Source organism: Sphaerotilus hippei (assembly GCF_003201595.1).
GTDB classification, from domain to species: Bacteria; Pseudomonadota; Gammaproteobacteria; order Burkholderiales; family Burkholderiaceae_C; genus Sphaerotilus; species Sphaerotilus hippei.
The window spans coordinates 37,605-59,553 of sequence record NZ_QJJS01000007.1; the positions used below are offsets into that span (position 1 = coordinate 37,605).

Sequence of the window (21,949 nt, forward strand, 5' to 3'; positions counted from 1 at the left end):
AACCGGGGCGCGGGATCCGGATCGATGGCCGGTCCGGCGTGCGTGTGGTGGCCAGTCGTGTTGTGTGGTGATTACGCATCAGTGCTGCCGTGGTGATTTGCGTCAAATAATGCGAATCGTTAGCATTAACGAAAGCGACCAAGCCGACGCCAGGACGCTCTGAAACCCTCCGTGCATCGCACCCTCCGAGGTGCTCACGATCCGTTCTGGCCTCTTTCAGGATTCACCCCCATGGCACGTCGTCGCCCCTCCCGCCCTGTCCATCCGCTGCGCACCGCGGCCCCGGCATCGCCGCCCCAGCACGGGCATTCCAGCCTGGCGCATGTGCTTCCCCTCGGTGCCCTGGCCGCCGGCTTCGGCCTGATGGGGCTGGTGCAGGCTCAGGAAGTCGCGCCGCCGGTGGCTGCGGCCGCGAGTGCACCCGCGGCGGCGCAGGCCCAGGGCGCCACGCCCGCCGAGTCGGCGCTGCGCAAGATCACCGTCAAGGGCAAGGGCACCGTCGAGCAGGGCCGCGACAACCTGAAGGCCGAGACCTCCCGCATCGGCAAGGGCAACCAGGAGCTGCGTGACATTCCGCAGTCGGTCACCGTGCTGACCGAGCGGCTGATGGACGACCGCAACCTCGACGACTTCAAGGACGTGCTGCGCAACACCGCGGGCATCTCCTTCCTCGCCGGCGAGACCGGTGAGGAGGACATCCGCCTGCGCGGCTTCTCGCTGGTGCAGGCCGGTGACATCTACGTCGACGGCATGCGCGATTCGTCGCTCTACGAGCGCGACACCTTCAACAACGACCGGGTCGAGATCCTCAAGGGCTCGGCGTCGATGCTGTTCGGGCGCGGCTCGACCGGCGGCGTGGTCAACCAGGCCAACAAGCAGGTGCTGCCCTTCACCCAGCACGAGGTGACCGGCCAGGTGGGCACGGGCAACGAGTGGCGCTTCACCGGCGACTTCAACTTCAAGACCGGCGAGACCGAGGGCCTGCGCGTCAACGCGATGGTGCACAAGGCCGACAACTGGGGCGCCAAGGTCGACAAGACCGGCATCGCGCCGACCTACACCTGGGGCATGGGCACGCCCGACGAGGTCACGGCCAGCCTCTATCACCTCGAGTACGAGAACCGTCCGAACTACAACCACCCGTGGTTCGTGGTCGACGGCAAGCTGGTGCCCACGCTGGCGGCCAAGAACTACTACGGCCTGGCGAGTGACTACCTGAAGGGCTCGGCCACCTACGGCACCTTCACCCACACGCACCGCTTCAGCCCGACCTCGGAGCTGCGCACCACCGTGCGCCACGGCCGCTACAAGCGTGACCTGTGGACGAGCGTGATCCGCTTCGGCACCACCAACGGCGCGACGACGACGCTGGCCAACCTCAGCGATGACACCCTCATCACCCGCACGCCCAAGGGCCGGGTCGCGGTCAGCGACACCACGCTGGTGCAGAGCGACTACAGCGACCGTTTCCAGGCGCTGGGCCTGCGCCACCAGCTGATCACCGGCATCGATCTGTCGCATGAAGGGGCCAAGCGCAACAACAACTTCGCTGGCACCGCCTCGGGTCTGACCTCGACGGTCGGCACGCCCAATGATGGCGACAGCGTTGCCGACACCCGCGGCACGCCGACCTTCAACACCTTCACCGCGAAGAACCTGGGCCTGTATGCGCAGGACACGGTGGCGCTGACCGAGGCGCTGAAGCTGGTGGCCGGCCTGCGCTTCGACCGCTTCCAGGCGGACTACGTCAACGCGGCCACCGCCACGGCGGCCTCGACCAGCAACTCGCGCAGCGACTCGCTGTGGAGCCCGCGCCTGGGTGCGCTGTTCCAGCCCAACGAGTGGGCGTCCTACTACGCGTCCTACGGCACCTCGTACAACACCGCCGGCGACACCTACCAGTTCTCGCCGGGCACGGTCAGCGCCCGAGTGGCCAACACGGCGCCCGAGAAGAGCCGCAACTTCGAGGTCGGCGCCAAGTTCGACCTGTTCGAGGGCCGCATGTCGCTGAGCACCGCGCTGTTCCGCAGCGAGAAGTACAACGAGCGCAACACCGATCCGGACACCGCCGCCACGCAGGAGCTGCTGTCGGGCAAGCGCCACGCCAGCGGCATGGACCTGAACGTGGCCGGCCGCATCACGCCCGACTGGGAGATGTTCGTGTCCTACACCTGGATCCCGGACGCGAAGATCGACGAGAGCAACGTGGCCCTGGCGGCCAGCGGCAGCGGGGCCCAGGTCAAGGGCGATCGGCCGGGCCTGACGCCCCGGCACAGCGCCAGCCTGTGGACGACCTATCGCCTGCTGCCCAAGCTGCGCATCGGTGGTGGCCTGAACTACCGCGGCGAGCAGAACCCCGAAGGGGCCCGCCAGGTGACCGCGCAGGCCTTCACGACCCTCGACGCGATGGCCGAGTACAGCTTCAGCGAGGCCGTGTCGGTCAAGTTCAACGTCGCCAACCTGACCGACGAGCTCTACGCCGACAGCCTGTACCGCGGTTTCTACACCCCGGGCGCACCGCGCACCGCGCAGCTGCAGCTCAAGGCGAAGTTCTGACCTGCGCCTCGTCACCACCGAACCGGATGCCGCGATGCTGCTGCACTTGAAGAATGTCCTGACGCCGACGGTGCTTCGGCAGGCCCGTGCCCTGGTGGCCGATGCGGACTGGATCGACGGCCGGCGCACGGCCGGCGGCCAGGCCGTCGGCGTCAAGCACAACGAGCAGCTCGCGGCGACGAGCGAGGTGGCGCAGGCGCTGCAGACGCTGGTGCTGCAGGCGCTGGAGGGGCATGCGGCGTTCTTCTCCGCGGCCTTGCCGCGCAAGGTCTTCAACCCGCTGTTCAACCGCTATGCCGCCGGGGAGGGCGCCGAAGGGGGCCCGCACCACTACGGCAATCACGTCGACAGCGCGGTGATGCACTCGCGCCGCCAGGGCGAGCGGGTGCGCACCGACCTCAGCTGCACGCTCTTCCTCGCCGACCCCGACGAGTACGACGGCGGCGAGCTGGTGATCGAGGACACCTTCGGTCCCCGGCGGGTCAAGCTGCCGGCCGGAGACGCCGTGCTCTACCCGGGCACCAGCGTGCACCGGGTCGAGCCGGTCACCCGCGGGGCGCGGGTGGCCAGCTTCTTCTGGATCGAGAGCATGGTGCGCAGCGACGAGCAGCGCCGCCTGCTCCACGACATGGACCAGGCGCTGATGCACCTGCGTGCCACCGTCGGCGAGACCGACCCGGGCGTGGTCGGTCTCACCGGCACGTATCACAACCTCCTGCGGCTGTGGGCCGACACATGATGGATTCGTCTTCAACTTCCGAGGCCACGGGGATGGTGTCCGCCGCGGTCCTGTCCGGCTGGAACGGCCCGCCTTCCGGCTCCGGCGAGACCCTGGGCCCGATGGCCCGGCGCGGGGTGGTGGCCGGCATGCTCGGCGCCCATGTGCTGGCCGGCTGGGCCCTGCTGCAGGTGCCCGCGGTGCAGCAGGCCGTCGGCGAGATGGCGCCGATCATGGTCGAGCTGATCGCCCCGGAGCCGGTGGCCCCGCCGCCGCCCCCGCCCAAGGTGCAGCCGCGCAAGCTGCCGCCGCCCCCGGCCCCGTTGCTGGCGGCCGCGCCGCCGGTGCCGCAGGCCGCACCGGTGTTCACCGCCCCCCCTCCACCGCCGGAACCGCCGGCGCTGGCGGCCCCCACGGCGCCGCCTTCACCGCCGGCACCGCCTTCACCGCCGCTTCCGCCTGCCCCGGCGCCCGCGGCGCCACGCACCGTCGTGCTGACCGACAGCGACTGGATCCGCGAGCCGGCGCTGACCTATCCCCGCGCCTCCGAGCGCCTGCGCGAGCAGGGCACGGTGGTCGTGCGGGCCCTCATCGACGTGCGCGGGGTGCCGCGCCAGGTGAGCCTGCAGCGCAGCTCCGGCTTCGCCCGGCTGGACCAGGAGGCGCTCGCCAAGGCGCTGACGGCCCGCGTGAAGCCGCGCACCGAGAACGGCGTGCCGTTCGAGTTCGTGATCCTGATGCCGCTGGCGTTCGTGCTCGACGACTGAGGCCGGCACCGGCCGCCCTCGTCGCTTTCCTTCTTGCTTTTTCCTTCTTCTTTCCTCTGTCCCTCCAGGAGTCCAAGATGTCCACTGCCACCCCTGAAGCCGCCGTCCAGGCCGGCATGGGCTTCGGCCATTTCATCGCCCAGTCCGACGCCGTCGGCAAGACGCTGCTGGCGATCCTGGTGATCATGTCGGTGCTGTCGTGGGCGCTGATCCTCATCAAGGGCATCACGCAGATCGTGCGCCAGCGCCGCAGCGAGAAGTTCCTGGGCTTCTTCTGGAACGCCCGCTCGCTCGACGAGGTGGCCGGCGAGATCCAGACCCACGGGGCGCACGACCCCTTCGGCCACCTGACCGCGCACGCCATCCATGCCCAGGCGCACCACGCCCGCTACGGCGCGGCCAAGCTGGCCGAGGCCGGCTCGGCCCAGGACTTCGTCACCCGCACGATCAAGAAGGTGCTCGACGAGGAGACCACCCGCCTGGAGAACGGCCTGACGACGCTGGCCACCATCGGGGCGACCGCACCGTTCGTGGGCCTGTTCGGCACGGTCTGGGGGGTCTACCACGCGCTGCTGGCCATCGGCATGAGCGGGTCGGGCACGCTCGACAAGGTGGCCGGCCCGGTGGGCGAGGCGCTGATCATGACCGGCATCGGCCTGGGCGTGGCGATTCCGGCGGTGATGGCCTACAACGCCATCACCCGCAGCAACCGGGTGCTCAACGCGAAGCTGGATGCCTTCGCCTTCGAGCTGATGACCTTCCTGTCGATGGGCTCGCCCCTGGCCGACAACGGCAAGTCCGGCAAGTCGGCGGCCCCCAGCGTGCAGCCGCTGCGCCCGGCGCCCCTGGCGGCCAACACCTGATCCACGCATCCACCGGAGAGTCCCATGGCCTTTGCCAGCTTCGATCGCAAGTCGTCCAGCGCCCCGGTGTCGGACATCAACATGGTGCCGCTCATCGACGTGATGCTGGTGCTGCTGGTGATCTTCATCGTCACCGCGCCGCTGCTCACCCATTCGGTCAAGCTGGAGCTGCCGCAGGCCAGCAGCCAGGTCAACCCGCCGGTGGCGCAGAAGATCGAGTTCGCCATCGACGCCCAGGGCCTGCGCTACTGGAACGGCGAGCAGGTCAGCCGCGAGGAGGCCGCCGCCCGTTTCAAGGCCGAAGGCCTCAAGCCGGTGGCGCCCGAGGTGCACCTGCGGGCCGACCAGGACGTGGCCTACCGCCATGTCGCCGAGACGCTGGCCGACACCTCGGCCGCCGGCCTGAGCAAGGTCGGCTTCGTCAGCCAGCCCGAGCGGCGCTGAGCCGGCGAACGTGAACCGCTCGCCTGCCGCCGGGGGCATCCCGGCCGACGTCGTCACGCTGGGCGACCACGAGCGGGTCGCCCGCGACCGCCTGTCCGTCAGCGCCGAAGCCTATTTCAACGGCGCGGCGGCCGACGAGATCACCTGCCAGGCCAACCGCCTGGCCTGGGACGGGCTGCGGCTGCAGTCGCGGGTGCTGCGCCCGCTCGGTGGCGGCCACACCCGCCTGACGCTGCTGGGCCGCCCGCTCGCGCATCCGGTGCTGCTGGCGCCGGTGGCCTACCAGTGCATGGCGCATCCCGACGGCGAGCGGGCCACGGCCCGCGCCGCCGCCGCGCTGCAGGCTGGCATGGTGCTGAGCACCCAGTCCAGCGTGGCGCTGGAGGAGGTGGCGGCGCTGGTGCTGCCCGAGCCGGACCACGGCCCGCTCTGGTTCCAGCTCTATCTGCAGCAGGACCGCTCGCACACGCTGGCGCTGGTGAGGCGTGCCGAGGCCGCGGGTTACGAGGCCCTGGTGCTGACGGTCGACGCCCCGGTGCATGGCGCCCGGGACCGGGAACGCCGGGTCGGTTTCCGGCTGCCGGCCGGGGTCACGGCGGTCAACCTGGCGGGTCTGGTGCCCCCCCCCGCGCTGCCGCTGCCCCCGGGCGGCAGCCTGCTGTTCGACGGCCTGATGCCCACGGCCGCGACCTGGGACGACGTGGCCTGGCTGCGTGCGCACACCCGCCTGCCCCTGCTGCTCAAGGGCATCACCCACCCGGAGGATGCCCGGCAGGCGGTGGCGCTGGGGGTGGCCGGGCTGATCGTCTCCAACCACGGCGGGCGCACGCTGGACACGCTGCCGGCGACCGCCGACCTGCTGCCGGCGGTGGTCCGGGCCGTGGCCGGCGCGGTGCCGGTGCTGGTCGACGGCGGCATCCGGCGCGGCACCGACGTGTTCAAGGCGCTGGCGCTGGGTGCGACCGCGGTGCTGGTCGGCCGGCCCCAGGTGCATGGCCTGGCGGTGGCCGGTGCGCTGGGGGTGGCTCATGTGCTGAGGCTGCTGCGCGACGAGCTGGAGATCGTGATGGCGCTGACCGGTTGTGCGACGCTGGACCGCATCGATGCGGCCTCGCTGTGGTCGCCGGACGCCCGATCCCCCTGAGCCCATGGACGGGCCCGGACCTCGGGTATGCTGGGCCCATCCAGACTAACCCTGATGAGTCGTGAAGACGCTGCTGGTCGATGATCACGAGCTGTTCCGCTGCGGGCTGTCGATGCTGCTGGGCGAGCGGTTTCCCGAGGCCGTGCTGCGCGAGGCCGTCGATCTCGAGGCCGCGCAGGCCTGCCTGCAGGCCGAGCCCGACATCGAGCTGGTCCTGCTGGGCTGGAATCCGCAGGATGGCGGGGAGGTCGAGGCGGTCGGGCAGCTGAAGGCCCTGCTGCCGCAGCGGTTCATCGTCGTGGTGTCCGGCGACCAGCGCCCCGGCACCATCGTCTCCTGCATCCACGAAGGCGCGGCGGGCTTCATCTGCAAGACCTCGTCCCCGGAGGTCGTCACCCATGCGCTGCAGGTGGTGCTGGGCGGCGGGCTGTACCTGCCGTCGCCCGCCGATCCGGTCCGGGGCCCGGACGATGACGACGAGGCCGACCACGCGGTGGCGCGCCGCGTGATCGCCGACCTGGACCTGTCGCCACGCCAGGTCGACGTGCTGCGCCTGCTGGCGCAAGGTAGCACCAACAAGGTGATCGGCCGCGAGCTCGATCTGGCCGAGTCCACCGTCAAGACCCATGTGCTGGGCCTGTTCCGCAAGCTGCAGGTGACCACGCGCACCGAGGCTGTGCTGGCCGCGGCGAAGCTGGGCCTGCGTTTCGGCCGCGACGAGGCGGCCTGAGCCGGGCGGGTGCCCGGCGTCCCGAGGGCTCAGCGCGGGCCGAGCTGCAGGATCCACTGCACCAGGGCCTTGGCATCCTCGGCCTGGATCGCCACGGCGTTCGGCGGCATCGCCAGACCGCTGGCCTGGCCCTTCCAGTGGCTGTCGTAGGGGTTCGAGCCCTTCAGCACGGTCGTGGTCAGCGTGTCCTGGGCCTTGCCGTCCCCCTTGTACTTGGCGGCCACCGAGCGCCAGGCCGGGCCGATCGGGGCCAGGCCCTGCGGGCCCTTGCCGCCCGGCTCGATGTGGTGGCAGGTCATGCAGCCGCTCTGGCTGGCCAGCTTGAGCATGGCGTCGTCGCGGCCGTCGGCCGATGCGGCCGTGGCGCCCAGGGCGAGTGCCAGGCCCAGCACGGGCAGCAGGCGTTGGCGGGAGAGGCGGGGAATCATGCGGGTCATCAGAGGCTCCTTGTCGATGCACGAATGCCCTCAAGGTAGACCGCCGGCCCGGCCCGGACTTGCGCCGGATCAAGTCCGCCGGCCGATTTGTCGCGATGGAGCAGCGCTGTGACGCGCTGCACCGGCCCGTGTGGCAGCGTGGAGCATCCGCCGGTCCGCCGCTGTGGCGCCCGGGCCACAGTGGCGGGCGCACCGCTCAGCGCGGCGTCGCCACCCGGTCGAGCAGCATCGCGTCGCCGTAGCTGAAGAAGCGGTAGCGCTGCTCGATGGCGTGCTGGTAGAGCGCGCGCATGTGCGCGTGTCCGGCCAGTGCGCTGACCAGCATCAGCAGCGTGCTGCGGGGCAGGTGGAAGTTGGTGATCAGCCGGTCGACCACCTGGAACTCGAAGCCCGGGGTGATGAAGATCTCGGTCTCGCGGGCCCCGGCCAGCGGCAGCCGGCGTCCGCTCGCGTCGACCGGCAGGGTCGGGTCCGCGGCGGCCGATTCCAGCGCGCGCAGCGTGGTCGTGCCCACCGAGACCACCCGCCCGCCGGCGGCCCGGGTGCGCGCGATGGCCGCCACCGTGTCGGCCGGCACCTCGAACCATTCGCTGTGCATGCGGTGGTCGGCCAGGCGCTCGACCCGCACCGGCTGAAAGGTGCCCGCGCCCACGTGCAGCGTCACGCGGGCCTGGCCGATGCCGGCGTCGGCCAGCCGGGCCAGCATCGCCTCGTCGAAATGCAGCGCCGCGGTCGGGGCGGCCACCGCCCCGGGTTCGCGGGCGAACACGGTCTGGTAGCGGCGCACGTCGTCGGCACTGTCGTCGTGCGTGATGTAGGGCGGCAGCGGCACGTGGCCGATGCGCTCGAGCACCTCGAACACGTCGGACGGAAAACGCAGGTGGAACAGCGAGTCCTCCGGGCCGCAGCGGCCCAGCACCTCGGCCTCGACCTGGGCGCCGGCCGGGCCGAAACGCACCCGCTGGCCCGCCCGTGGCGACTTGCTGGCCCGCAGGTGGGCCCAGGCCTCGTGGCGGGCGCCGGCGCCGGGCAGCACCCGCTCGATCAGCGCCTCGACGCCGCCGCCGGTGTCCTTGTGGCCGTGCAGCCGCGCGCGGATCACCTGGGTGTCGTTGAACACCAGCAGGTCGCCGGCCTGCAGCAGCCCGGGCAGGTCGGCGAACGGGCGGTCCACCGGCGGCCAGGCGCGGCCGTCGAGCAGGCGCGAGCCGGTGCGCTCGGCCGCCGGCTGCTGGGCGATCAGCTCGGGCGGCAGCTCGAAGTCGAAGTCGGCGACCACATGGTCGTGGCGGGCGGGGGAGGGGGGGAGGTTCATCGTCGGGGCAGGCTGGACCGGCCTGGTGCTCGGTGGGGGCAGAATTGTTCCATGTCCGAGTCCCCTTCCCGAACGAGTGCCCACGTGGCTGTGACCCCGCCGCCGGCGACCGGAGTCGTGGCGCCGGCGGCCAGGGCGCGCTCCGCGCCGCAGCAGGCGATGGACAAGCTGGGCCTGACCCGCGACATCGACCTGGCGCTGCACCTGCCGATCCGCTACGAGGACGAGACCCGCCTGACCCCGATCGCCCAGGCCCGCGAGGGCGAGGTGGCGCAGATCGAAGGCCGGGTGCTGGCCTCGCGCATCGAGCTGCGGCCGCGCCGCCAGTGGCTGCTGACGGTGGCCGACGACAGCGGCCAGATCGTGCTGCGTTTCCTGAACTTCTATCCCAACCAGCAGAAGGCCCTGCCCGAGGGCGCGCTGGCACGGGCCCGTGGCGAGGTGCGGGGCGGCTTCTGGGGCCGGGAGATGGTGCATCCGCAGGTGCGGGCGGTGCAGGCCGACGCCCCGCTGGCCACGGCGCTGACGCCGGTCTACTCCACCAGCGCCCAGCTGCCGCAGGCCTATCTGCGCAAGGCGGTCGCGGCCGCGCTGTGGCGCGCGCCGGTGCAGGAGCTGCTGCCGCCCGGGCTGCTGCCGCGCGAGCTGGCACGGCTGCCCTCGCTCCAGGATGCGTTGCAGTTCCTGCACCACCCGCCCGCGCGCACCAGCGTGGCGGCGCTGGAGGACCGCAGCCACCCGGCCTGGCAGCGCCTGAAGTTCGAGGAGCTGCTGGCCCAGCAGCTGTCGCAGCTGCAGGCCCAGCGCCAGCGGGCCCGGTTGCGGGCGCCGGTGCTGCGGGCGGTCGATGGCGGCCTGAGCGAGCGTTTTCGCGGCGTGCTGCCCTTCGAGCTGACCGGAGCGCAGCAGCGGGTGGTGGCCGAGATCACGGCCGACCTCGGCCGGTCGCAGCCGATGCACCGCCTGCTGCAGGGCGACGTCGGCTCGGGCAAGACGGTGGTGGCCGCGCTGGCCGCCACCGTGGCGATGGATGCCGGCTGGCAGTGCGCGCTGATGGCGCCCACCGAGATCCTGGCCGAGCAGCACTTCCGCAAGCTGCTGCAGTGGCTCGAGCCGCTGGGCGTCGGCGTGGCCTGGCTGACCGGCAGCCGCAAGGGCAAGGCGCGCGCGCAGATGATCGAGCGGGTGGCCAGCGGCGAGGCGCAGCTGGTGGTCGGCACCCATGCGGTGATCCAGGGCGACGTGCAGTTCGCCCGGCTGGGCCTGGCCATCATCGACGAGCAGCACCGCTTCGGCGTGGCGCAGCGGCTGGAGCTGCGCCGCAAGCTGGCGTCGCAGGCGCTGGAGCCGCACCTGCTGATGATGAGCGCCACCCCCATCCCGCGCACGCTGGCCATGACCTACTTCGCCGACCTCGAGGTCAGCACCATCGACGAGCTGCCGCCCGGGCGCACGCCCATCGTCACCCGCGTGTTCGCCGACGGCCGGCGCGAGGACGTGATCGAGCGGGTGCACGAGGAGATCGGCAAGGGCCGGCAGGTCTACTGGGTGGTGCCGCTGATCGAGGAGTCCGAGGCGCTCGACCTGCAGAACGCCACCGAGACCCATGCGCTGCTGGCCGAGACCTTCGCGCCCGCGGCGGTCGGCCTGCTGCACGGGCGCATGCCGGCGGCCGAGAAGGCCGCGGTGATGGCCGAGTTCACCGCCGGGCGCATCGGCGTGCTGGTGGCGACCACGGTGATCGAGGTCGGCGTGGACGTGCCCAACGCCAGCGTGATGGTCATCGAGCACGCCGAACGCTTCGGCCTGGCGCAGCTGCACCAGCTGCGCGGGCGGGTCGGGCGCGGTGCGGTGGCCAGCGTCTGCGTGCTGCTCTACACCTCGCCGCTGTCGTCGACCGGCCGCGAGCGCCTGAAGGCCATGGCCGAGACCACCGACGGGTTCGAGATCGCCCGCCGTGACCTCGACATCCGGGGGCCCGGCGAGTTCATGGGCGCGCGCCAGTCGGGCGACGCGCTGCTGCGTTTTGCCGACCTGCAGGAGGACACCCGGCTGCTCGACGTGGCGCACGAGCTCGCGCCGCGCCTGCTCGACCACCATGCCCGCGCCGCCCAGGACCTGGTGGCCCGCTGGCTGGGTGGCAAGATGGAGTTCCTGAAGGCCTGAGCCGGACGCCGTTCAGCGTCCGGCCGGCAGCGGCGGCAGGCCGATGTCGCGGGCCATCCGGCGGTACTCGTCCATCTGCCGTGCCACCAGCAGCTCGAGCGCCGGGCCCGAGACCAGCGAGGCCTGCAGGCCCAGCGGCTCGCGGGCCGCGACCGAGGCCGGCGTCGACAGCGCTGGCAGCATCAGGTCCTGCCAGCGCCGCACGAGCTCGTCGGGCACCCCTGCGCCGACGTACAGGCCCCGCAGGATGGGCCAGCGGATGTCGTAGCCCTGCTCCCGGGCGGTCGGCACGCGGGCCCAGCGGCCGGGCAGGCGCTGGGCGGCCAGCACCGCCAGCACCCGCAGCGGCCGGCCCGCCTCGAGCAGGCCGGCGACCTCGGCCACGTCGCCCGCCACCACCTGCACATGGCGGCCCGCCAGCGCCTCCAGCGCCTCGCCGCCCCCTTCGAAGGCGACCAGCCGCATCGCCTTGGGGCTGAGGCCGGCCGCCATCGAGCGCCTGTCGCATGACGCGGCGATCGCCGTCGGCAGCACGCCGGCCGAGTTCGCCCGGTTCATCGCCGTGGAGCAGAACCGCTGGAAGGCGGTCATCGCGCGCGACAAGATCCGTCCGGACTGAGGTTCGCGGGCTCGGGGCCCGTGACAGAGAATCCTTATCCGTTTGGCGAATAAGCAAAGAAGCGAACAGTCGTTTCTTGCACTTTGTCCGGCTTTGATAATGAGGATTCTTTCTATACCGGGCGGCCCCGTGAACTTCCAGCAACTGCGCTCCGTGCGCGAAACCGTCCGCTGCGGCTTCAACCTGACCGAGGTGGCGCAGGTGCTGCACACCTCCCAACCCGGCGTCAGCCGCCAGATCCGCGAGCTCGAGGACGAGCTGGGGGTCGAGATTTTCGTGCGTGCTGGCAAGCGGCTGACGGGGCTGACCCCGCCGGGCGAGGTCGTGCTGCCCATCGTCGAGCGCCTGCTGGTCGAGGCCGACAACCTGCGCCGTGCCGGCGCCGACTACGCCTCGCAGGACCGCGGCACGCTGACGATCGCGGCCACCCACTCGCAGGCCCGCTACGCCCTGCCGCCGGCGGTGCGCGACTTCTGCGCCGCGCATCCCGAGGTCGTGCTGCACATGCACCAGGGCTCGCCGCAGCAGGTGGCCCAGCTGCTGCTCAGCGGCGAGGCCGACATCGGCGTGGCCACCGAAGCCCTGGCCAGCTACGAAGGCCTGCTGGCCTTGCCCTGCTACCGCTGGACGCACTCGGTGGTCGTGCCGCGCGGCCATGTGCTGGTCGACGAGGCCGACCGGGGCGAGCCGCTGACGCTGCAGCGCCTGGCCGCCTTCCCGCTGATCACCTACGAGACCGGCTACACCGGCCGCAGCCACATCGACGAGGCCTTCGATCGCCACGAACTCAAGCCCAATGTCGTGCTGGCCGCGATGGACGCCGACGTGATCAAGACCTACGTCGAGCTGGGCATGGGCGTGGGCCTGGTGGCCTCGATCGCCTACGACGACCAGCGCGACACCGCGCTGCGTGCCATCGACGCGCGCCATCTGTTCGCCACCAACATGACGCGGCTGGCGCTGCGCCGCGGCGCCTACCTGCGCAGCTACGTCTACGAGTTCATCCGCTGCTTCGCGCCCCCGCTGACGCGCGAGCTGATCGCGCAGGCGATGAACGAGGGTGAAGGCAGTCGCTTCGAGATCTGAGCGGCCGGTGCCGTCATCGGCGCGCCCGCCTGGCCGCGGGTGCGCCGGACCGCGTGGCGGTGGCCCGGTGGCCCGCGCCGCGACCCGAGACGGCCGATGGACTGTCCGCCGGCCAGGGGGGGCTGCGGCAGAGGTCGGTGCGTGACCGGATCGCGCGGGTCACGCGGGCCGACCGGCGCGGGCGGGCAGGGCGCCCGCCCGGTGCGGCTCAGATGGCGGCGGCCGGATCGTCGGCCACGTCCTCGAAGCGGGTGATGCGGCGCGGGCGCAGGTGCGCGGCGCTGCCGGGGCGCAGCTGCAGGCGATCGCGCAAGGCGTTCCAGGCCTCGCGCGACAGCTCCACGTCGACCAGGGCCTCGTCCTCCTGGCGGCGGAATTCCAGCCGCGTGTTCGGGCCGACGGTCAGCACGTGGGCCAGCGTGACCGGCCAGGTATCGGCCGCCGGCGTGGTGACGATGTCGATCTCGTGCGGCCGCACGTAGGTGACGTCCCCGCCCGGCGCCGACTGGCCCGGCGCATGGTCACGACGACCGTGGAACAGGTTCACGTCACCCAGGAACTGCAGCACGAAGGGCGTGGCGGGCTGGTCGTAGACCTGGTCGGGCGAGCCGACCTGCTCGATGCGGCCCTGGTTCATCACGACGATGCGGTCGGAAACCTCCATCGCCTCTTCCTGGTCGTGCGTGACGAAGACGCTGGTGACGTGCATCTCGTCGTGCAGGCGGCGCAGCCAGCGGCGCAGTTCCTTGCGCACCTTGGCGTCGAGCGCGCCGAAGGGTTCGTCGAGCAGCAGCACCTTGGGCTCGACGGCCAGCGCGCGGGCCAGCGCGATGCGCTGGCGCTGGCCGCCGGAGAGCTGGTGCGGGTAGCGGTCGGCCAGCCAGTCGAGCTGCACCAGCTGCAGCAGCTCGTGCACCTTCTCGCGGATCTTCGCCTCGCTCGGGCGGGTGGACCGGGGCCGCACGCGCAGGCCGAAGGCGACGTTCTCGAAGATGGTCATCTGCGGGAACAGCGCGTAGTGCTGGAAGACGAAGCCGACCTGGCGCTCGCGCACCGTGGCGTCGGTGGCGTCCTCGCCGTGGAACAGCACGCTGCCCGAGTCGGACTTCTCCAGCCCCGCGATGATGCGCAGCAGCGTGGTCTTGCCCGAGCCCGACGGGCCGAGCAGGGCCACCAGCTCGCCCGAGCCGATGGTCAGGTTGAGTTGGTCGCAGACCGTCAGGTGGCCGAACTTCTTGTTCAGGTCGCGGATCTCGATGCTCATGAAGGACTCCAGGGATCAGACCCCGCTCGCCGCGTCGGCGCGAGCGGCGGCGAGCTGGCGCTTGACACGCTGCTCGACCAGGTATTTGAGGGCGAGCGTCACCAGCGCCAGGCCGGCCAGCAGCGAGGCCACGGCGAAGGCGGCCGCGAACTGGTACTCGTTGTAGACGATCTCGATGTGCAGCGGCAGCGTGTTGGTCTGGCCGCGGATGTGGCCCGAGACCACGCTGACGGCGCCGAACTCGCCCATGGCGCGGGCGTTGCACAGGATCACGCCGTAGAGCAGCGCCCACTTGATGTTGGGCAGCGTGACCCGGCGGAACATCTGCCAGCCGCTCGCGCCCAGCACGGTCGCTGCCTCTTCCTGCTCGCGGCCCTGGGCCTGCATCAGCGGGATCAGCTCGCGCGCCACGAAGGGAAAGGTCACGAACACCGTGGCCAGCACGATGCCCGGGACCGCGAAGATGACCTTCAGGTCGTGGTCGCGCAGCCACTCGCCCAGCCAGCCCTGCAGGCCGAACACCAGCACGTAGATCAGGCCGGCGATGACCGGGCTGACCGAGAAGGGCAGGTCGATCAGCGTCAGCAGCACGCTCTTGCCGCGGAACTCGAACTTGGCGATGCACCAGGCGGCGGCGACACCGAAGACCATGTTCAGCGGCACGGAGATCGCCGCGGCGATGAGGGTCAGCTTGATGGCCGACAGGGCGTCGTCTTCCGTGATGGCGGCCAGGTAGACGTCCACGCCCTTCTTCAGTGCCTCGTAGAACACGGTGGCCAGGGGCAGGAACAGGAAGAGCGAGAGGAACAGCAGCGCGATCGTGATCAGGCTGCGCCGCACCCAGGCGGCTTCCCGGGTGGCGGTGCTGGAGGTGGAGGATGCACTCATGGTCACTGGCCCTGGCGTCGTCGCGTCCAGGCCTGCAGCAGGTTGATGACGAGCAGCATGACGAAGCTCATCAGCAGCATCACGACCGAGATGGCCGTGGCGCCCTGGTAGTCGTACTGCTCGAGCTTGGTGATGATCAGCAGCGGCGTGATCTCGCTGACCATCGGCAGGTTGCCCGCGATGAAGATCACCGAGCCGTATTCCCCCAGCGCGCGGGCGAAGGCGAGCGCGAATCCGGTGATCAGCGCCGGCGAGACGATCGGCAGGATCACGTGCCGGAAGGTCTGCCAGCGTGTGGCGCCCAGCGTGGCCGCCGCCTCCTCGAACTCGGAGGACAGGTCCTCGAGCACGGGTTGCAGCGTGCGCACGACGAACGGCAGCCCGATGAACAGCAGCGCGACGAACACGCCCAGCGGCGTGAACGCGACCTTGAACGGCAGCCACTGGCCGATCAGGCCGTTCTGGGCGTACAGCGCGGTCAGCGTGATGCCGGCCACGGCGGTGGGCAGCGCGAAGGGCAGGTCCACCAGCGCGTCGATGAAGCGCTTGCCGAAGAAGTCGTAGCGCACCAGCACCCAGGCGATGACCAGTCCGAACGCGGCGTTGATCAGCGCCGCCGCCAGCGAGGCGCCGAAGGTCAGCCGGTAGCTGGCCACGACCCGGGGCGAGGCGACCGCCTCCCAGAAGGCCGGCCAGGTCATCGTGGCCGTCTTCAGGAAGGTGGCCGACAGCGGCACCAGCACGATCAGGCTCAGGTAGAACAGCGTGAAGCCCAGCGCCAGGTCGAAGCCGGGCAGCACCGTGTGGCGCTTGATCAGCCAGCGCGACAGCAGCTTGCCGGAGCCGCCGGCCGGGCGGCTCGGCCGCGGCGTCGGCCGGGACGGGGAAGGGGAAGGGACGGGCGCGGCACTCACGGGGCGGGCCTCATCGCTTGGGCAGGATCTGGTCATACAGGCCGCCATCCTTGAAATGCTCGGCCTGGGCCTTGCGCCAGCCACCGAACACCTCGTCGACGGTGAAGGTGGAGACCTTCGGGAACTCGCCCGCGTGGGCGGCCAGGATCTTCTCGTTGAACGTGCGCAGGTTGTGCTTGATGGCGATCTGCTGCGCCTCGTCCGAGTAGAGGTACTTGACGTAGGCCTCGGCCGCCTTGCGCGAACCCTTGCGGTCGACGACCTTGTCGATGACCGCCACCGGGTTCTCGGCCAGCACCGTGTGCTTCGGGTAGACGATGTCGAAGTTCCGGCCGAACTCCTCGAGGATCGACTGCACCTCGCTCTCGAAGGTCACCAGCGCGTCGCCGATCTGGCGCTGCGCGAAGGTGGTGGTGGCCGCGCGCCCGCCGCCGTCGAAGACCGGCACGTTGGCGAAGATCTTCGCGGTCAGCTCGCGGGCCTGGGCCGGGCTGCCGCCGGCCTTGATCACCGAACCCCAGGCGCCCAGGTAGCTGTAGCGGCCGTTGCCCGAGGTCTTGGGGTTGGGGATCACCACGCCGGTGCCCGGACGGGCCAGGTCGGCCCAGTCGCGGATGGCCTTGGGGTTGCCCTTGCGCACCATGAAGACGGTGACCGACGAGGTCGGCGCGCTGTTGCCCGGCAGTCGCCGGGCCCAGTCGGCCCCGATCAGGCCGGCCTCGGCCACCTTGTCGATGTCCAGGGCCTGGTTCATCGTGATGACGTCGGCATCGAGGCCGTCGATCACCGCGCGGGCCTGGGCGCTGGAGCCGCCATGCGACTGGTTCAGCGTCAGGTCCTCGCCGCTGGTCTTCTTCCAGTGGGCGGCGAAGGCCTTGTTGTAGTCCTTGTAGAACTCGCGCGACACGTCGTAGCTGACGTTGAGCAGGGGCGTGCCGGCTGCCCGGCTGAGCGGGGCCCCCAGCGCCGCCGCGGCGGCGAGGCCGCAGACCAGCAGGTGGCGGCGTGACTTCAGAAGATTCTTCATCGATTTCTCGTCGGCTTATGCGCAGGACTCAGATGCTAGAGGTCGCGCCAGCCGTCAAGAAGGACAGATTGCGAGCTAACTTATCTGGAAAACGCATAAAGCGACGCGGGGCCGCCGCCGCCCCTGCCGCGGCCCCACCGATCAGAGGTCGGCCTGCATCTGGGCCATGTGGGAGGGCCGCAGCTGCTGGCGCTGCTGCGCGCTCAGGTAGGGCCACAGCAGCGCCATGGCCTGGCGGGTGCCGCGCCGCACGGCCGCGTCGGCGTTGTCGGGCTCGAGCGCGCGGCGCGGGTCGCGCACGTATTCGTAGCTCAGCCAGTAGGTCAGCAGCACCACGATCGAGGTCGACAGCGCGTCGGCCTCTTCCGGTGACAGGCCGATGCCGTCGATGACGCACAGCCGCAGCACCCGCTCCCGGATCGCCGCCTGCTGGTGCTTGAGCGCGGCCTGGCAGCGGGTCTCGAGGTGGCGGTTTCGCGTCAGCAGGTCGTTGAGGTCGCGGAAGATGAAGCGGTAGTCCCAGGCCAGGCGCAGCAGGCCGGGCACGAGCTGCCACGCGCCTTCGGCATCGTTGGCCGGTCCGGCCGCCGACATGGCCTCGGCCAGGGCCGCCTCGTAGCGCCCGACGAGGGCGTTGACCAGCGCCTCCTTGGCCGGGTAGTGGTAGTAGAGGTTGCCGGGGCTGATGCTCAGCTCGGCGGAGATCAGGGTGGTCGAGACGTTGGGTTCGCCGTAGCGGTTGAACAGCGCGAGCGCGTGGTCGAGGATGCGCTCGGCGGTGCGGCGCGGGGGTTTTCTGGTCGTGGCCCGTTCGGTGGTGGTCATCGTTGTCGTGTGGTCTCCGGCTCACAATCTAGCACCGCCCCGCCCGCCGCGTTCCTGTGGAAAAGCCGTGCCCCGGCGCCGATTCCCGGGCTGCCTACAATCGCGCCCCGATGACAGTCGCCATATCCTTCCAGAAGGTCTGCAAGACCTACCCGACGCCCCGCGGCGAGCTGCACGCGCTGCGCGACGTGAACTTCGACATCGAGGAGGGCGAGTTCTTCGGTCTGCTGGGCCCCAACGGCGCGGGCAAGACGACGCTGATCAGCGTGCTCGCCGGCCTGGCCCGCGCCAGCACCGGCCGGGTCCGGGTGATGGGCCACGACGTCGTCGACGACTACGCGATGGCGCGCCGCTCGCTGGGCATCGTGCCGCAGGAGCTGGTCTTCGACCCCTTCTTCAGCGTGCGCGAGTCGCTGCGCATCCAGAGCGGCTACTTCGGCGTGCGCGACAACGAGCGCTGGATCGACGAGCTGCTCGAGGGCCTGGGCCTGGCCGACAAGGCTGGCGCCAACATGCGCCAGCTGTCGGGTGGCATGAAGCGCCGGGTGCTGGTGGCGCAGGCGCTGGTGCACCGTCCGCCGGTGATCGTGCTCGACGAGCCGACGGCCGGCGTCGACGTGGAGCTGCGCCAGACGCTGTGGCACTTCGTGGCCGAGCTCAACCGCCAGGGCCACACCGTGCTGCTGACGACCCACTATCTGGAAGAGGCCGAGGCGCTGTGCGGGCGCATCGCGATGCTCAAGCAGGGCCGGGTGGTGGCGCTGGACCGCACCTCGGCGCTGCTGGCCAGCGCCGCGGGCACGATGCTGCGCTTCAAGACCGACGACGTGCTGCCGGCGGCGATCGCGGCCCGCGCCCGGGTGACCGGCCGGGTGGCGCAGGTCACCGCCCGGGATGCGGCCGAGGTCGAGCGCCTGCTCGCCGAGCTGCGCACCGCCGGCATCCGCATCGAGGACCTGGAGATCGGCCGCGCCGACCTGGAGGACGTCTTCCTCTCCATCATGGGCAGCAGCCCCTCCGCAGCCGAGCAGGTGAGCGCATGAACCCGACCCGCATGGGCCGCCTGTCCGGCGCCTCGACCCTGTTCCACAAGGAGGTGCTGCGCTTCTGGAAGGTGAGCTTCCAGACCGTGGCCGCCCCGGTGCTGACGGCGGTGCTCTACCTGCTGATCTTCGGCCATGTGCTCGAGGACCATGTGCGGGTCTACGACGGCGTGGGCTACACCAGCTTCCTGATTCCCGGGCTGGTGATGATGAGCGTGCTGCAGAACGCGTTCGCCAACAGCTCGTCCAGCCTGATCCAGAGCAAGATCACCGGCAACCTGGTCTTCCTGCTGGTGTCGCCGCTGTCGCACTGGGCTTGGTTCGCCGCCTATGTCGGCGCGGCGATGGTGCGCGGCCTGTTCGTCGGCGCCGGCGTCATGCTCGTGACGCTGTGGTTCGCGCCGCTGCGGCTGGAGGCGCCGCTGTGGGCGCTGGCGTTCGCGGTGCTCGGGGCGGGCATGCTGGGTTCGCTGGGCCTGATCGCCGGCCTGTGGGCCGAGAAGTTCGATCAGCTCGCCGCGTTCCAGAACTTCATCATCATGCCCATGACCTTCCTGTCGGGCGTCTTCTATTCGGTGCACAGCCTGCCGTCGTTCTGGCAGGGGGCCAGTCACCTGAATCCGTTCTTCTACATGATCGACGGTTTCCGCTTCGGCTTCTTCGGCGTGGGCGACGTCAACCCCTGGCAGAGCTTCGCGGTGGTCGGCGGCAGCTTCCTGATCGTCTCCATCATCGCCCTTCGCCTGCTGGAGCGGGGCTACAAGCTGAGATCCTGAGCGTGCCGCCCGGACGAATGCCCCGTCCGGCGCGCCCGGCAGGCCCGCACTACAATCGCGGCACCATGGCAAATCCCACCCCAGACGAAGTCCGCGCCTACGTGGCCGCCGGACTTCCATGCGAGCACCTCGAGGTCGAGGGCGACGGCGAGCACTTCTACGCCACCATCGTCTCGTCCGAATTCGAGGGCAAGAGCCGCGTGATGCGACATCAGCGGGTCTATGCGGCCCTGGGCGATAGAATGCGCGCTGAAATTCACGCTCTGTCGATGAAGACCCTGACCCCCGCCGAATGGGCTGCGACCGGCACCGTGCCCGCAGCCACTCCTTCCCATCACTGACCTGCGCGGCCTCGGCGGCTGTGGCAGGCGGGTGAGCAGCGGTCGCGCACGGCGTTCACCCCCTCGGCAGTCCAGGGGTTGAACGCGGGCAACCCTTGCCCCACCATGGACAAACTGTTGATCCGCGGCGGACACGCCCTCCAGGGCGATGTCGTCATTTCCGGCGCCAAGAACGCCGCGCTGCCCGAACTGTGCGCCGCGCTGCTGTGCGCCGAGCCGGTCACGCTGGTCAACGTGCCGCGCCTGCAGGACGTCTCGACCACCCTGAAGGTGCTGCGCCACCTCGGTGCGACGGCCGAGCGCAGCGAGTCCCGCCCCGACGAGGTGCGCATCGACGCCGGTCAGCTGAACTCGACCGAAGCGCCCTACGAGCTGGTGCGCACGATGCGGGCCTCCATCCTCGTGCTCGGCCCGCTGCTGGCGCGTTTCGGCACCGCCAAGGTGTCGCTGCCCGGCGGCTGCGCCATCGGCTCGCGTCCGGTCGACCAGCACATCAAGGGCCTGCAGGCCATGGGTGCGCAGATCACCGTCGAGCACGGCTACATCAACGCCGCCGCTCCGGCCGGCACCGGCCGCCTGAAGGGCGCGCGCATCACCACCGACATGGTGACGGTCACCGGCACCGAGAACCTGATGATGGCCGCGACGCTGGCCGAGGGCGAGACGGTGCTGGAGAACGCCGCCCAGGAGCCCGAGATCCCCGACCTGGCCGAGATGCTGATCGCCATGGGCGCGAAGATCGAGGGCCACGGCAGCAGCCGCATCCGCATCCAGGGCGTGGAGCGCCTGCACTCGCCGGTCCGCCCGCACCACATCGTGCCCGACCGCATCGAGGCCGGCACCTTCCTGTGCGCGGTGGCCGCCGCCGGCGGGGACGTGACGCTGCGCCGCGTGCGCGCGGACCACCTCGACGCGGTGATCGACAAGCTGCGCGAGGCCGGTGCCGTGATCGAGGCCGGCGACGACTGGATCCGTGTCCAGGCTTCGGGCCGGATGAAGTCGGTCCACTTCCGCACCAGCGAATACCCCGCCTTCCCGACCGACATGCAGGCGCAGTTCATGGCGCTGAACTGCATCGCCCAGGGCACGTCGCGGGTGACCGAGACCATCTTCGAGAACCGTTTCATGCACGTCAACGAGCTGGTGCGCCTGGGGGCGCACATCGCCGTGGACGGCCACACCGCCATCGTCGAGGGCATCGCGCAGCTGTCCGGTGCCCATGTGATGGCCACCGACCTGCGCGCCTCGGCCAGCCTGGTCATCGCCGGCCTGGTGGCCGACGGCGAGACGGTGGTCGACCGCATCTACCACCTCGACCGCGGCTACGACCAGATGGAAGCCAAGCTGCGCGGCCTCGGCGCGGACATCGAAAGGATCAAGGGATGATCACGCTGGCGCTGTCCAAGGGACGCATCTTCGAGGAGACGCTGCCGCTGCTGGCCGCCGCCGGCATCGAGGTCACCGAGGATCCGGAGAAGTCCCGCAAGCTGATCCTGCCGACCAACCGGCCCGATGTGCGGGTCGTGCTGGTGCGCGCCTCCGACGTGCCGACCTACGTGCAGCACGGCGGTGCGGACCTGGGCGTGGCGGGCAAGGACATCCTGATCGAGCATGGCGGCGAGGGCCTCTACCAGCCGCTGGACCTGCGCATCGCCCGCTGCCGCATGAGCGTGGCCGTGCGCGACGACTTCGACTACGAGCGCGCGGTGCGCCAGGGCTCGCGCATCCGCGTGGCCACCAAGTACACCCGCATCGCGCAGCAGCACTTCGCCGACAAGGGCGTGCACGTCGACCTGATCAAGCTCTACGGCTCGATGGAGCTGGCGCCGCTGACCGGCCTGGCCGACGCGATCGTCGACCTGGTCTCCACCGGCAGCACGCTGCGCGCCAACCACCTGCGCGAGGTCGAGCCCTTCATGGAGATCTCCTCGCGCCTGATCGTCAACCAGGCCGCGCTCAAGCTCAAGCGCGACCGGCTGCGCCCGCTGATCGACGCCTTCGCGTCGGCCGTCCCGAACCGCTGACC

The 21,949-nt window shown here is 70.8% G+C and carries 23 protein-coding genes; 15 read left to right on the top strand and 8 right to left on the bottom strand.

Annotated features, from left to right (window positions below; translation table 11 throughout):
• Positions 1 to 231 precede the first annotated feature (231 nt).
• From C7444_RS09180 to C7444_RS09210, 7 genes are all read left to right on the top strand, one after another.
• Positions 232 to 2,556 (top strand): TonB-dependent receptor, encoded by a 2,325-nt coding sequence (locus C7444_RS09180; RefSeq protein WP_245909480.1) that lies wholly within the window; start codon positions 232 to 234, stop codon positions 2,554 to 2,556.
• Between the two features lie 34 nt (positions 2,557 to 2,590).
• The gene (locus C7444_RS09185) at positions 2,591 to 3,295 is read left to right on the top strand and encodes a Fe2+-dependent dioxygenase (protein ID WP_110400556.1); all 705 of its coding nucleotides are present in this window, start codon (positions 2,591 to 2,593) and stop codon (positions 3,293 to 3,295) included.
• Positions 3,296 to 3,327: 32 nt separating this feature from the next.
• Complete coding sequence (locus tag C7444_RS09190; RefSeq protein ID WP_110400557.1) at positions 3,328 to 4,041, top strand: energy transducer TonB; 714 nt, start codon at positions 3,328 to 3,330, stop codon at positions 4,039 to 4,041.
• A gap of 77 nt (positions 4,042 to 4,118) precedes the next feature.
• Positions 4,119 to 4,904 carry a MotA/TolQ/ExbB proton channel family protein gene (locus tag C7444_RS09195; RefSeq protein ID WP_245909481.1) on the top strand — a complete coding sequence of 262 codons (786 nt, stop codon included), beginning with the start codon at positions 4,119 to 4,121 and terminating at the stop codon, positions 4,902 to 4,904.
• A gap of 24 nt (positions 4,905 to 4,928) precedes the next feature.
• Positions 4,929 to 5,348, top strand: a complete 420-nt coding sequence (locus C7444_RS09200; protein WP_110400559.1) for an ExbD/TolR family protein — start codon at positions 4,929 to 4,931, stop codon at positions 5,346 to 5,348.
• 10 nt (positions 5,349 to 5,358) lie between these two features.
• Positions 5,359 to 6,492, top strand: a complete 1,134-nt coding sequence (locus tag C7444_RS09205) for an alpha-hydroxy acid oxidase (RefSeq protein WP_110400560.1) — start codon at positions 5,359 to 5,361, stop codon at positions 6,490 to 6,492.
• Between the two features lie 61 nt (positions 6,493 to 6,553).
• Positions 6,554 to 7,222: a LuxR C-terminal-related transcriptional regulator gene (locus C7444_RS09210; RefSeq protein ID WP_110400561.1), complete on the top strand. Its 669-nt coding sequence runs from the start codon at positions 6,554 to 6,556 to the stop codon at positions 7,220 to 7,222.
• Between the two features lie 29 nt (positions 7,223 to 7,251).
• Here the strand turns inward: C7444_RS09210 and C7444_RS09215 are convergent, their stop codons facing one another.
• Together C7444_RS09215 and queA are read right to left on the bottom strand one after the other, a co-directional pair.
• Positions 7,252 to 7,659, bottom strand: a complete 408-nt coding sequence (locus C7444_RS09215; protein WP_245909482.1) for a c-type cytochrome — start codon at positions 7,657 to 7,659, stop codon at positions 7,252 to 7,254.
• 196 nt (positions 7,660 to 7,855) lie between these two features.
• Complete coding sequence (gene queA, locus C7444_RS09220) at positions 7,856 to 8,974, bottom strand: tRNA preQ1(34) S-adenosylmethionine ribosyltransferase-isomerase QueA (protein WP_110400562.1); 1,119 nt, start codon at positions 8,972 to 8,974, stop codon at positions 7,856 to 7,858.
• Positions 8,975 to 9,025: 51 nt separating this feature from the next.
• On the opposite strand from queA, the gene recG reads away from it, so the two are divergent.
• Complete coding sequence (recG, locus tag C7444_RS09225; protein ID WP_110400563.1) at positions 9,026 to 11,140, top strand: ATP-dependent DNA helicase RecG; 2,115 nt, start codon at positions 9,026 to 9,028, stop codon at positions 11,138 to 11,140.
• 12 nt (positions 11,141 to 11,152) lie between these two features.
• Here recG and C7444_RS09230 read toward each other — a convergent pair whose 3' ends face one another.
• Positions 11,153 to 11,605 (bottom strand): Bug family tripartite tricarboxylate transporter substrate binding protein, encoded by a 453-nt coding sequence (locus tag C7444_RS09230; RefSeq protein WP_245909483.1) that lies wholly within the window; start codon positions 11,603 to 11,605, stop codon positions 11,153 to 11,155.
• A 4-nt stretch (positions 11,606 to 11,609) separates the two neighbouring features.
• On the opposite strand from C7444_RS09230, the gene C7444_RS20565 reads away from it, so the two are divergent.
• Positions 11,610 to 11,759 carry a hypothetical protein gene (locus C7444_RS20565; RefSeq protein ID WP_375136922.1) on the top strand — a complete coding sequence of 50 codons (150 nt, stop codon included), beginning with the start codon at positions 11,610 to 11,612 and terminating at the stop codon, positions 11,757 to 11,759.
• A gap of 129 nt (positions 11,760 to 11,888) precedes the next feature.
• Complete coding sequence (locus C7444_RS09235; RefSeq protein ID WP_110400565.1) at positions 11,889 to 12,845, top strand: CysB family HTH-type transcriptional regulator; 957 nt, start codon at positions 11,889 to 11,891, stop codon at positions 12,843 to 12,845.
• Positions 12,846 to 13,053: 208 nt separating this feature from the next.
• Here C7444_RS09235 and C7444_RS09240 read toward each other — a convergent pair whose 3' ends face one another.
• From C7444_RS09240 to C7444_RS09260, 5 genes are all read right to left on the bottom strand, one after another.
• A complete protein-coding gene (locus tag C7444_RS09240; RefSeq protein WP_110400566.1) occupies positions 13,054 to 14,109 on the bottom strand; it encodes a sulfate/molybdate ABC transporter ATP-binding protein in 1,056 nt (351 codons plus the stop codon).
• 15 nt (positions 14,110 to 14,124) lie between these two features.
• Entirely contained in the window at positions 14,125 to 14,997 is an 873-nt protein-coding gene (gene cysW / locus C7444_RS09245) for a sulfate ABC transporter permease subunit CysW (RefSeq protein ID WP_110400567.1), read from the bottom strand.
• Positions 14,998 to 14,999: 2 nt separating this feature from the next.
• Complete coding sequence (cysT, locus tag C7444_RS09250) at positions 15,000 to 15,947, bottom strand: sulfate ABC transporter permease subunit CysT (RefSeq protein WP_110400568.1); 948 nt, start codon at positions 15,945 to 15,947, stop codon at positions 15,000 to 15,002.
• Positions 15,922 to 16,938 carry a sulfate ABC transporter substrate-binding protein gene (locus C7444_RS09255; RefSeq protein ID WP_110400569.1) on the bottom strand — a complete coding sequence of 339 codons (1,017 nt, stop codon included), beginning with the start codon at positions 16,936 to 16,938 and terminating at the stop codon, positions 15,922 to 15,924. The genes cysT and C7444_RS09255 overlap by 26 nt, the downstream gene beginning before the upstream one ends.
• Positions 16,939 to 17,079: 141 nt before the next feature.
• Positions 17,080 to 17,763 (bottom strand): TetR/AcrR family transcriptional regulator, encoded by a 684-nt coding sequence (locus C7444_RS09260; RefSeq protein WP_110400570.1) that lies wholly within the window; start codon positions 17,761 to 17,763, stop codon positions 17,080 to 17,082.
• Between the two features lie 110 nt (positions 17,764 to 17,873).
• On the opposite strand from C7444_RS09260, the gene C7444_RS09265 reads away from it, so the two are divergent.
• From C7444_RS09265 to hisG, 5 genes are all read left to right on the top strand, one after another.
• Complete coding sequence (locus C7444_RS09265; RefSeq protein ID WP_110400571.1) at positions 17,874 to 18,806, top strand: ABC transporter ATP-binding protein; 933 nt, start codon at positions 17,874 to 17,876, stop codon at positions 18,804 to 18,806.
• Positions 18,803 to 19,582: an ABC transporter permease gene (locus C7444_RS09270; protein ID WP_245909485.1), complete on the top strand. Its 780-nt coding sequence runs from the start codon at positions 18,803 to 18,805 to the stop codon at positions 19,580 to 19,582. Before C7444_RS09265 ends, C7444_RS09270 begins: the two co-directional genes overlap by 4 nt.
• Positions 19,583 to 19,647: 65 nt before the next feature.
• Complete coding sequence (locus C7444_RS09275) at positions 19,648 to 19,923, top strand: BolA family protein (RefSeq protein ID WP_110400572.1); 276 nt, start codon at positions 19,648 to 19,650, stop codon at positions 19,921 to 19,923.
• A 105-nt stretch (positions 19,924 to 20,028) separates the two neighbouring features.
• Positions 20,029 to 21,309, top strand: coding sequence for a UDP-N-acetylglucosamine 1-carboxyvinyltransferase (gene murA, locus C7444_RS09280; RefSeq protein WP_110400573.1), 1,281 nt, complete (start codon positions 20,029 to 20,031; stop codon positions 21,307 to 21,309).
• Positions 21,306 to 21,947 carry an ATP phosphoribosyltransferase gene (gene hisG / locus C7444_RS09285; protein WP_110400574.1) on the top strand — a complete coding sequence of 214 codons (642 nt, stop codon included), beginning with the start codon at positions 21,306 to 21,308 and terminating at the stop codon, positions 21,945 to 21,947. The genes murA and hisG overlap by 4 nt, the downstream gene beginning before the upstream one ends.
• The last annotated feature ends 2 nt before the right edge of the window (positions 21,948 to 21,949 follow it).